Genomic DNA, 9474 nt, shown 5'->3' on the forward strand with positions numbered 1-9474 from the left:
CCCATGTCAGTTTGGACCCGCATATCGAACGCGCTCTCGGCGTTAGCCGCTGGTGAAAGCCTCTCGGATGTTTTCGCGCATCTTCGCACCCCGCCCGAACGGCGCGTGGGATTTACCATTGCGGTGATTGCACTTGGGGCCAAGATGGCAAAGGCCGACGGGCGCGTGACCCGCGACGAAGTGACTGCATTTCGCGAAGTATTCACAATTGCACCTGAGGACGAAACACAGGCCGCCAAGCTGTTCAATCTGGCGCGCCAAGATGTGGCTGGGTTTGACGATTACGCCCGCAAGATTGCGACGATGTTCGAGGACAATCACTCGACCTTGTATGATTTGATGGAAGGTCTGTTCCACATTGCTGTCGCCGACGGCAGCTACCACCCGTTGGAAGACGAGTTTTTGCTAAGTGTGGCGGCCATATTCAAGATTACCGAGCCGGAATTCCGCTGCTTACGGGCGCGGTTCGTGGACGATGCGTCTCCTGATCCCTACGCGGTGCTGGAGGCGACGCCTGAGATGGCCTTGGAAGACGTCCGCAAGCGCTGGCGGCAATTGGTTAAGGACACCCACCCTGATGTGATGGCCGCACGCGGGGTTCCCCATGAAGCGGTCAAGATGGCGGAAAAACGCCTTATCCGCATCAACGCCGCGTGGGCCGAAATTCTGGCAGAGCGCGAGCCTGTTGCATGAGGATTGCAACCTATAACGTCGAATGGTTCACCTATCTGTTCGACGACGCAAATAACCTGATCCAGGACGGCACATGGTCGTCGCGCTACAACGTCACCAAAGCCATGCAAGCACAGGCGCTAGGGCTTGTGTTTCACTCCATCGACGCCGACGCCATTATGGTGATCGAAGCACCTGACACGTCCCCCAATCGCTCGGGGCGTGTTGCGTTGGAAAACTTTGCGGAGCATTTTGGCCTGCGGACTACGAATGCGCTGATCGGCTACGACAATGACACCCAGCAGGAAATCGCCCTGCTCTATGATCCGAACGTCGTAACCGCGGTCCATGATCCGCGGCAAAGCGCGACTGCTCCGCATTTTGACAACACGTTCCGGATGGATCTCGATATTGATGCAAAAATGGATGACGTGGTGTTCTCCAAACCGCCGCTGGAAGTCGCACTAACCACCAAGACTGGCATCGAGCTTCGGTTGATCGGCGCGCATTTGAAGTCAAAGGCGCCGCACGGGGCACGAAATGAAGCAGATGCTATGCGCATATCCATCGCGAACCGGCGCAAGCAACTGGCGCAATGTATCTGGCTGCGCAGGCGGGTGACCGAGCATCTGACGGCTGGCGACTCGATGATTGTTCTGGGCGACTTCAACGACGGCCCCGGATTGGACGGCTACGAAAAGCTGTTTGGACGCTCGGGTGTGGAGATTGTGTTGGGTCAGTCCGACGACCCCGCGCAAACGCTGTTTGACCCGCACGCACAACAGATCATGACCCACCCTTTCGGAGCGCGCCCGACCACATCGCGTTTCTATGTGCGGCCAGAGAAGCGCTATCTGAATGCCATGCTGGATTACATAATGGTCTCGGCTGATTTGGCCGCTAGATCGCCAAAATGGCATATCTGGCACCCGTTTGATGACCCCGACTGCTGGAACGCGCCGGAACTGCGCGAGGCGTTGCTTATCGCCTCAGACCATTTTCCGGTCACGCTGGACATTGATCTCTAGGGTTTGAATTGTTGCGGGATTGCCCCCATATTCGGGGGATGAAACAGCTTTTACTGATATGCAGTCTGGCACTGTCCTCGCTTCCCGCGGCGGCCCAAGAGAAGTCGCCACCATTCGGGTTGGGTGATCTCGCGCCGTTGGCCGAGAACTTTAGAGAGCTGTTTGAGGGTTTTGCAGACGACATGATGCCCTTGATGGAGCAATTGGCCGACAAAATGTCTGACCTGAATGCCTATGAAGCCCCAGAGGTCTTACCGAACGGCGATATACTCATCCGTAAAAAGCCTAAGGCAGACGACGGTCCTGACGCCGAACCCAAGGTCAATCCGGATGGCAGCATCGATCTATGATGATATTTTTTGCGCTTGGTCTGAATTTCTCTCTTGCAGCCCACGCGCACCGTCGCTAAATCACGGCTCACCAACGGATGCGGGCGTAGCTCAGGGGTAGAGCATAACCTTGCCAAGGTTAGGGTCGAGAGTTCGAATCTCTTCGCCCGCTCCAATTGGTCACAAGAAAAAGCCTTGGCTCACGCCGAGGCTTTTCTGCTTTCTGGGGTATGTTGTGATCCGGTGGCGATCAAACATCAAAGGATAATAGCCCGCCCACCCGCAGCCGTTGGTTTGTGTGATTGCCGGAAATTGCAAAATCGGATCAGTATCATTCGCCAAGATATCGGCTGTCTTTGGATTGCAGCCCCATGTCGCGATTCCGGTTTAAATCGGAGCAGTTGCATCCGGGTCGGTGACATCAAGCCCTTCGCCACGGCTGCGACGCCCCATTCATTGGCAGCAGCAGCACAGCATTTTCGCGACACCTGCCCGCTCAGACCCTGCGCACCCCCTTGGCCTGCTCGACAGCCCTGCGTATAAGGCAGCCAATTGCCTGAAGGAGAGCCCCATGCGGTCCGCTAAAATTACACGCAGCACGGCTGAGACGAATATCTCTGTCGAGATCAATCTTGATGGCTCTGGTGTTTATGACAATCAGACCGGTGTGGGTTTCTTTGACCATATGCTGGACCAGCTGGCGCGCCACGCCTTGATCGACATGAAAATCCGCGCCAAGGGGGATCTGCATATCGACGACCACCACACGGTCGAAGACACGGGCATTGCTCTGGGTCAGGCGCTGGCAGAGGCATTGGGCGACAAGCGTGGTATCCGCCGATATGGCGAATGCCACCTTGCGATGGACGATGCTCAGGTGCGGTGCGCACTGGATTTATCCGCACGTCCCTACCTGATCTGCAATCTGGAGATTCCGACCCAGAAGATCGGCGCTTTCGATACCGAACTGGTGCGCGAGTTCTTTCAGGCGTTTTCAACCCATGGTGGCATTACGCTCCATATTGACCGGCTGCACGGCTTCAACAGCCACCACATTGTGGAGGCCGCATTCAAGGCCGTGGCACGTGCCTTGCGCGATGCGGTCGAGACTGACCCGCGCAAATCTGATGCGATCCCGTCGACCAAAGGCACGCTTTGATGATGTTTAAATTTGATGGTCGGGTGGCTGTCACATGCTGACCGTCCTCGTCGACTACGACAGCGGCAATCTGCACTCTGCCGAAAAGTCCTTTCAGCGCATGTCGGCAGAGGTTGACGGTGGCGATGTTATCGTGTCGTCCAAGCCCGAAGATGTTGCGCGGGCGGATCGGGTCGTGTTGCCCGGTGATGGAGCTTTCCCGGCCTGCCGGAATGCCCTCACCCGTGACCGCGCGGCCTTGTTCGAGGCCATCGTTGCGTCGGTCATAAACAAGGGCCGCCCGTTCATGGGGATCTGCGTCGGCATGCAAATGATGGCCAGCTGGGGTCGCGAATATGAAGACACCAAGGGGTTTGACTGGATCGAAGGTGAAATCGCCAAAATCACCCCGGCCGACCCGTCGCTGAAGGTCCCGCATATGGGATGGAATGACTTGGTTTTAGATAGCTCCAACCCCAAGCATCCCGTACTGGACGGCATAAATACCGGCGACCACGCCTATTTCGTCCACTCTTACAGCTTTCGGGTCACTAATCCGGCCCATCGGTTGGCGCATGTGGATTACGGGGGAGATATTACCGCCGTTGTTGGCCGCGACAACATGATTGGAATGCAGTTCCACCCTGAAAAGAGCCAGCAGACAGGCCTTCGGATGATTGCGAACTTCCTGAACTGGAAACCGTAAGCGACTACCAGTTCATCGACAGCAGCGGGACACCTTTGGCGTTGCTGTCTGATAGCATTTGCATCCATCCGTCCGGCCCAGCCAGAGGTATCGCAACCGCAACCGGCGAACAGCCAGTCGCAAGGAACCCGACACATATCAATGTAAAACGCAGCTTCATCGAAATCTCCTGACATCAGGCCGAATGTTGACCTGTTGGAGACAATCAGGTGCAGAAGATAACAACTCCTGAATCCAGCACGAAAAAAGGCCGGGGAATCCTCCCCGACCTTTGGCAACTTTTATAAAAAATCGACTTACTTGATACGTGTCCAAGTTTGCTTGGAACACAGCAGACCACCAGCGATACAGCCTGCGAGTTTCAGACTGCTTCCACCAAGGTCGATCTTGCCGTAGTAGATTTTGTTATTGGACGGACGCCAAACCTTGCCTTCATACTTGCCACCACCAAGTGGCTTCATCGAGCGCACGATTTGCTTGCCGAGATTTGGTGACTTGTATTCACCCGACGCGTTAAACGTCCGAGAGATGGTGCCACAGACGGCAGAGCCACATTTCTTCATGGTGACATGGGCATAGGCCCCGTCATCCACTTGTGTTTTCCAGACGCCTTCTACCGGATCAGCTAGTGCCTGACCTGCAAATGCGACGACAAACGCAGCTGCGAATTTAAGTGTTTTCATGATTTCCTCCCTGTTCTGCCGACCATGGTGCGAAAATCAGGGCGCAAATCAAGCGTGACGTTGGGGCGCGGATGTGGAATAGACCGCGCAATTCAAGCTAAAACGAAGGCGTGACACTATGATCCTTTACCCCGCAATCGACCTCAAAGACGGCAATTGTGTACGCCTTTACAAAGGTGAAATGGAGCAAGCCACGGTCTTCAATGACAATCCCGCAGCCCAAGCCATGGCCTTCGTCGAGGCTGGTTGCGAATGGCTTCATCTCGTCGACCTGAATGGCGCATTTGCTGGGGAGCCGGTGAATGGCGCCGCCGTCGACGCGATTTTGGCGCAAACCAAAGTCCCCGCCCAGCTTGGTGGTGGAATTCGGGACATGGCCACAATTGAACGCTGGCTAAATAAGGGGCTCGCCCGTGTGATCCTTGGCACCGTGGCAGTGGAAAACCCCGACCTTGTGCGCGAGGCTGCCCGCGCCTTTCCCGGCCAGGTGGCTATTGGACTGGATGCGCGCAATGGCATGGTTGCCACCCGTGGGTGGGCCGAAGAGACCGATATTGAGGTCACCGCCTTGGCACGGCAGTTTGAGGACGCAGGCGTCGCGGCGTTGATTTACACCGACATCAACCGCGACGGCGCGATGCAGGGCCCGAATGTCGAGGCAACAGCGGCCTTGGCCCATGCGGTCTCCATTCCTGTCATAGCATCCGGAGGCGTATCCTCGCTGGACGATCTGCGCGCGCTCAAGGCCACGGGGGCACCACTAAATGGCGCAATTTCAGGTCGTGCGCTGTATGATGGCGCGATCGACCTGAAAGAGGCGCTAGACCTGTTGAAAGCCTAAGCCGCTACTTCGCAGCCGCACCTGTGAGCTTGCCCAATGCACCCTGCATTGTTTTCACGAACGGGGCGTCCTCAGGTATATTCAGTTCACCGAACATATCTGCCGGATCCTCATAAACCAACACAGAGCCACCATCGGCCTCGTGCACAGCGACCTTCAGCGGCAAATATAATGACGCGCGGATATCCGCATTCATTGCGGGCGTCCCAAGCTTGGGGTTGCCGAAGATCAGAACTTGAGCTGCCGGCATTTGCAAATCAACGCCCGCCGCCCCTGCTTGATGGTCGACACGCGCGAAAACGGTCGCACCCGCATTACCCACAGCGGCTTCCAAGGCATCCATGGTTTCAGCCACTGGCTTGCTGGATTTGACGGTGATCAGCTCTGCAGATGCAGGCATGGCAACGCTCGCAAGTAGGGCCATAAACAAAGCTAATTGGCGCATGATGGGTCTCCTTTTCAAATAATGTGAACACAACACGACACCTTGGGATCAAACGCCAATCACATCGCTGGCATCGGCAAGGGATTGCCGTTAAACCATGCTCGCAAACCGGAGCCACGTTCATGCTAAAAACCCGCATCATTCCCTGTCTCGACGTCAAAGACGGTCGTGTGGTCAAGGGCGTCAACTTCGTCGACCTGATTGACGCCGGAGACCCCGTCGAGGCCGCCAAGGCTTATGACGCTGCTGGCGCGGATGAACTGTGTTTTCTCGACATCAACGCGACCCACGAAAACCGCGGTACGATGTTCGACGTGGTCACCCGCACCGCCGAAGCCTGCTACATTCCGTTGACCGTAGGCGGTGGCGTGCGCACCCATGACGATGTGCGCAAATTGCTGTTGGCCGGGGCTGACAAGGTCAGCTTCAACTCGGCTGCCGTTGCCAATCCCGATGTCGTCGCCGAAGCCGCTGATCGCTTTGGATCGCAATGCATTGTTGTGGCCATTGATGCCAAAACTGTGTCCTCAGGAAAGTGGGAGATTTTTACCCATGGTGGGCGGAAACCCACAGGCATTGACGCCGTAGAATTTGCCAAAACTGTTGTTGCAAAGGGTGCCGGGGAAATCCTGCTGACCTCAATGGATCGCGACGGAACCCGCGCGGGATTTAATTTGCCTTTGACGCGGGCCATTGCCGATGCAGTGAGCGTCCCTGTGATCGCCTCCGGTGGCGTAGGAACACTGGATCACTTGGTGGAAGGGGTGACTGAAGGACATGCGGACGCAGTACTGGCCGCGTCGATTTTCCACTTCGGGGATTTCACCATTGCAGAAGCAAAAGCCCATATGGCGAAGGCCGGGCTGAATATGAGGTTGGGCGCATGACACTGGAAGAACTGGAAGCCATCATCGCATCTCGCAAAGACGCGGACCCGGACAGTTCGTGGACCGCCAAACTGCTTGAAAAAGGTCCAGAGAAATGTGCCGAGAAGTTCGGCGAGGAAGCGATCGAAGCGATCATCGCTGCCGTGAAGAATGACCGTGATAACCTCACGTCAGAAGCCGCAGATGTTCTGTATCACCTGTTGGTCATGCTGGCTGCGCGCGGTGTTGCCATCGCAGATGTCATGACGATCCTCGAAGCCCGCACGCAGCAATCCGGCATCGCGGAAAAGGCGTCCCGCAGCTAAGCCCTTACCTCATCCAGAGCTTGGCGCGTTTGATCTGGTTTCGAATGGCCTGTTCGCGTCGCGGCAGTTTCTCGCGGTCGAACATTTCGCGGACTTTGTGGCCTTTTCGCTGATACACCATGCGCCTGATCGGCTCATATTGCTTCAGAACCTTCTTGAGTTTGTTGGGAGCCGCGGCCTCTTCCAGAATGCGTACCACCTCGTCGCGCTCGCGCGCGTAGAGAAGAGGCAAGACGCGGTAGTGACAGGTCACTTCATGGTCCATCATGTCAGACACCTCTGGCACACGTCCCCCGCCAAAGGAATGAATGGTCAATGGCAATGCCACCTGATCCAGCCATGGTTTCATTTCCTGGCACACCAGTTCTTCCGGCGGCTCATCGCGGATCAAGCGTGCGTATTCCAAGAAGCGATCACCGAATTCCTTCGGGCACCGGAAATAAAAGAATCCGGCGTTGAAATAGAGATAGCGGCGCCAGTATTCGTCCGGGTAGCTGGTATCAAGAGAGCTTTCAAAATCGAGCCCGAATTTGTGATAAAGCGAGCCCCAAATCTGGTTATAGCCGGGCCCGTACAATTCCTGCTGTGGCCAGGTGTTTTCCCGCTTCATCGACGCGGTGGGGCGGTCAAAGTCAAACGGCACCTTGCTCAGGTCGCCGGTGATCAGGGTGTCGGTGTCCAGAAACAGGAACGGCTCGCCTTCAGGTAAAACCTGCAAGGCTTCGATCTTGTTGCCATATGGGTAACCGCACCCGAATATCTGATTTTCAAATGGCACGATTTCCGCGCCCAGCGCGACAAGCGCTTCGCGAACATCGTTATTCGCCATCCGAGGGTCAGCGTCCCAGCGGTGATTGTTTTGTGGCTCCGCGATGATCACTCGCCCTTTAAAGTCAGGGTTGGTGTGTCGCAGTGTCGCCACTTGCAACATCGCCTCAAATTGCAACCTGCCACCCTGCCCCACCATCATGATGTTGAAGCTCTGGGTCTTCGGCTTGGCGGGTACCTTTGTCTTTTTGGGCTTCGGCTTTGCCGTTTTAGTTTTGGGTTTGCTGCTCTTGGCCATGTCGTCACTTCTTTTTACTTACACCCAGCATAGGCACAAAGCACTGGCACCGGAAGTCATACGGCATCAGGGCCGTGAAAAGTTTGCGTATGGTGCACAACTCGCGCGATACTGAGCGGAAGCCCCAATATGGAGACCCCAGCATGCGCGCCTTTCTCATCGCCTTAGTTTTTTTGATGCCCCATCCCGTTTCGGCGCAAAACTTCACAACCTCTGCGGGCGTAAAGCCAATTCTGGAGCTGATCCGCCCGCAATGGATCGCCATCCGCCCCTATGAGGGGCAGGACTTGCTCTACATGTCGACCCTGCTGACCTATCGCTGCGGGATCGAGCAAATCCGCTTTGCTTACAACGGCGGAGAGTTGCAAGTTTGGGAGGGCGAGCCTTGCTACTTGGGCGAAGCCTCCCCGATGGCATTGAAGATGGAAACACACCTTCCTTACGCAGTCGCGCCACTCGATAGCCTGCAAACCGTGACCATTAATCTGCTATTTGACGATGGCACGACGATGGAGCACCGCTATTTGCGCAAAGATGTGCAAATAAACTGACCGACGCGAACAATCATCGGTCGTGGCCTGCTGCGACAATCTTCGAGATTTTGAGTGGTGGTGGTCCCAGTCTCAATCGAACCCGTCTCTACTAAAAATTCCCTGCCATTAGGGGAAATTACAGGGAAATGCGTGAATTTGAACATTTTGAGTTTTAGCAGGCTGGATTTGCGCAATTAAAATCAATAACTTACAGCATTGATTCCATAAGCATCGCCGCAGGGAATTTAATCCCGCCTGCAGAGAATTCACAGACTAAACTTGTCGCGATCCGAGACACTGCGCGTGCTGCCACGACTGACGAGGTAAAGGATCTGCGCCGTGAAGCCCGTGATCTGAAGGAGGTTGTAGCGGAGCAAACGCTTGAACTGCGCCTTCTCAAAAAATGCATGACAGGTGATGGGGGCGACCAAGAATGAGATATCCCGTATCAGAAAAGCTGGAGATCATCCGGCTGGTCGAGGGGTCGCATCTATCAGCCCGTCAGACACTGGCTAAGCTCGGCATTCCGCGCACGACGTTCTATCGTTGGTATGACCGATATCTGCGACGCGGTGAGGCTGGTTTGCAGGAACAGTCACCAATGCCAAAGCATGTTTGGAACCGCATTCCTGATGAGATCCGGCACAAGGTCGTCAAGTTGGCGCTGAAGGAGACAGAGTTGTCACCACGGGAGCTGGCTGTAACCTTCACGGACACAGAAGTTACTTTGTATCAGAGGCTTCGACTGAGGTGCCCCTAGTTTCCTAGACGCCCACCTCGCTCATTTTCTTCTGTTCTGTTTCATAGTCAACTGGCGACAGCATGCCGTTGTTTGTGTGCT

The 9474-nt window shown here is 55.6% G+C and carries 13 protein-coding genes, 1 tRNA gene and 1 pseudogene; 11 read left to right on the forward strand and 4 right to left on the reverse strand.

Annotation, left to right across the window (positions count from 1 at the left end; all coding sequences use genetic code 11):
- Positions 1-3: 3 nt before the first annotated feature.
- The 6 genes from BUB72_RS18025 to hisH all read left to right on the forward strand — a co-directional run bounded on the left by BUB72_RS18025 (position 4) and on the right by hisH (position 3873).
- Positions 4-693: a molecular chaperone DjiA gene (locus tag BUB72_RS18025; protein WP_073146301.1), complete on the forward strand. Its 690-nt coding sequence runs from the start codon at positions 4-6 to the stop codon at positions 691-693.
- Positions 690-1700, forward strand: a complete 1011-nt coding sequence (locus BUB72_RS18030; RefSeq protein ID WP_073146303.1) for an endonuclease/exonuclease/phosphatase family protein — start codon at positions 690-692, stop codon at positions 1698-1700. The genes BUB72_RS18025 and BUB72_RS18030 overlap by 4 nt, the downstream gene beginning before the upstream one ends.
- Positions 1701-1738: 38 nt before the next feature.
- Entirely contained in the window at positions 1739-2050 is a 312-nt protein-coding gene (locus tag BUB72_RS18035) for a hypothetical protein (RefSeq protein ID WP_073146305.1), read from the forward strand.
- Between the two features lie 79 nt (positions 2051-2129).
- Positions 2130-2204 (forward strand) — tRNA-Gly (locus BUB72_RS18040).
- Positions 2205-2600: 396 nt separating this feature from the next.
- Positions 2601-3188, forward strand: coding sequence for an imidazoleglycerol-phosphate dehydratase HisB (hisB, locus tag BUB72_RS18045; protein WP_073146307.1), 588 nt, complete (start codon positions 2601-2603; stop codon positions 3186-3188).
- A 34-nt stretch (positions 3189-3222) separates the two neighbouring features.
- On the forward strand, positions 3223-3873 hold the full coding sequence (hisH, locus tag BUB72_RS18050) for an imidazole glycerol phosphate synthase subunit HisH (RefSeq protein ID WP_073146309.1): 651 nt from the start codon (positions 3223-3225) through the stop codon (positions 3871-3873).
- Between the two features lie 4 nt (positions 3874-3877).
- On the opposite strand, the gene BUB72_RS18920 is transcribed toward hisH, so the two are convergent.
- Both BUB72_RS18920 and BUB72_RS18055 read right to left on the reverse strand, forming a co-directional pair.
- Complete coding sequence (locus BUB72_RS18920; RefSeq protein ID WP_175549205.1) at positions 3878-4033, reverse strand: hypothetical protein; 156 nt, start codon at positions 4031-4033, stop codon at positions 3878-3880.
- 136 nt (positions 4034-4169) lie between these two features.
- Positions 4170-4556 carry a DUF2147 domain-containing protein gene (locus BUB72_RS18055; protein ID WP_073146311.1) on the reverse strand — a complete coding sequence of 129 codons (387 nt, stop codon included), beginning with the start codon at positions 4554-4556 and terminating at the stop codon, positions 4170-4172.
- A gap of 118 nt (positions 4557-4674) precedes the next feature.
- On the opposite strand from BUB72_RS18055, the gene hisA reads away from it, so the two are divergent.
- Positions 4675-5397: a 1-(5-phosphoribosyl)-5-[(5-phosphoribosylamino)methylideneamino]imidazole-4-carboxamide isomerase gene (gene hisA / locus BUB72_RS18060; protein ID WP_073146313.1), complete on the forward strand. Its 723-nt coding sequence runs from the start codon at positions 4675-4677 to the stop codon at positions 5395-5397.
- Positions 5398-5401: 4 nt separating this feature from the next.
- On the opposite strand, the gene BUB72_RS18065 is transcribed toward hisA, so the two are convergent.
- Entirely contained in the window at positions 5402-5845 is a 444-nt protein-coding gene (locus tag BUB72_RS18065) for a DUF302 domain-containing protein (protein WP_073146326.1), read from the reverse strand.
- 119 nt (positions 5846-5964) lie between these two features.
- On the opposite strand from BUB72_RS18065, the gene hisF reads away from it, so the two are divergent.
- Both hisF and BUB72_RS18075 read left to right on the forward strand, forming a co-directional pair.
- On the forward strand, positions 5965-6729 hold the full coding sequence (hisF, locus tag BUB72_RS18070) for an imidazole glycerol phosphate synthase subunit HisF (RefSeq protein ID WP_073146315.1): 765 nt from the start codon (positions 5965-5967) through the stop codon (positions 6727-6729).
- The gene (locus BUB72_RS18075; protein WP_073146317.1) at positions 6726-7034 is read left to right on the forward strand and encodes a phosphoribosyl-ATP diphosphatase; all 309 of its coding nucleotides are present in this window, start codon (positions 6726-6728) and stop codon (positions 7032-7034) included. Before hisF ends, BUB72_RS18075 begins: the two co-directional genes overlap by 4 nt.
- Before the next feature lie 4 nt (positions 7035-7038).
- On the opposite strand, the gene BUB72_RS18080 is transcribed toward BUB72_RS18075, so the two are convergent.
- Positions 7039-8004 carry a hypothetical protein gene (locus BUB72_RS18080; RefSeq protein WP_073146328.1) on the reverse strand — a complete coding sequence of 322 codons (966 nt, stop codon included), beginning with the start codon at positions 8002-8004 and terminating at the stop codon, positions 7039-7041.
- A gap of 239 nt (positions 8005-8243) precedes the next feature.
- On the opposite strand from BUB72_RS18080, the gene BUB72_RS18085 reads away from it, so the two are divergent.
- On the forward strand, positions 8244-8651 hold the full coding sequence (locus BUB72_RS18085) for a hypothetical protein (protein WP_073146319.1): 408 nt from the start codon (positions 8244-8246) through the stop codon (positions 8649-8651).
- Between the two features lie 275 nt (positions 8652-8926).
- Positions 8927-9377 (forward strand): annotated as a pseudogene (locus BUB72_RS18695) (helix-turn-helix domain-containing protein); the annotation flags it as partial.
- Between the last annotated feature and the right edge of the window lie 97 nt (positions 9378-9474).

Origin of the sequence: Litoreibacter ascidiaceicola (assembly GCF_900129235.1) — a bacterium.
GTDB classification, from domain to species: Bacteria; Pseudomonadota; Alphaproteobacteria; order Rhodobacterales; family Rhodobacteraceae; genus Litoreibacter; species Litoreibacter ascidiaceicola.

What these genes read in the sequence shown, in the direction of transcription:
- BUB72_RS18025 (WP_073146301.1), top strand. Translation starts at nt 4, where the DNA reads ATGTCAGTTTGGACCCGCATATCGAACGCGCTCTCGGCGTTAGCCGCT.
- BUB72_RS18030 (WP_073146303.1), top strand. Translation starts at nt 690, where the DNA reads ATGAGGATTGCAACCTATAACGTCGAATGGTTCACCTATCTGTTCGAC.
- BUB72_RS18035 (WP_073146305.1), top strand. Translation starts at nt 1,739, where the DNA reads ATGAAACAGCTTTTACTGATATGCAGTCTGGCACTGTCCTCGCTTCCC.
- hisB (WP_073146307.1), top strand. Translation starts at nt 2,601, where the DNA reads ATGCGGTCCGCTAAAATTACACGCAGCACGGCTGAGACGAATATCTCT.
- hisH (WP_073146309.1), top strand. Translation starts at nt 3,223, where the DNA reads ATGCTGACCGTCCTCGTCGACTACGACAGCGGCAATCTGCACTCTGCC.
- BUB72_RS18920 (WP_175549205.1), bottom strand. Translation starts at nt 4,033, where the DNA reads ATGAAGCTGCGTTTTACATTGATATGTGTCGGGTTCCTTGCGACTGGC.
- BUB72_RS18055 (WP_073146311.1), bottom strand. Translation starts at nt 4,556, where the DNA reads ATGAAAACACTTAAATTCGCAGCTGCGTTTGTCGTCGCATTTGCAGGT.
- hisA (WP_073146313.1), top strand. Translation starts at nt 4,675, where the DNA reads ATGATCCTTTACCCCGCAATCGACCTCAAAGACGGCAATTGTGTACGC.
- hisF (WP_073146315.1), top strand. Translation starts at nt 5,965, where the DNA reads ATGCTAAAAACCCGCATCATTCCCTGTCTCGACGTCAAAGACGGTCGT.
- BUB72_RS18075 (WP_073146317.1), top strand. Translation starts at nt 6,726, where the DNA reads ATGACACTGGAAGAACTGGAAGCCATCATCGCATCTCGCAAAGACGCG.
- BUB72_RS18080 (WP_073146328.1), bottom strand. Translation starts at nt 8,004, where the DNA reads ATGATGGTGGGGCAGGGTGGCAGGTTGCAATTTGAGGCGATGTTGCAA.
- BUB72_RS18085 (WP_073146319.1), top strand. Translation starts at nt 8,244, where the DNA reads ATGCGCGCCTTTCTCATCGCCTTAGTTTTTTTGATGCCCCATCCCGTT.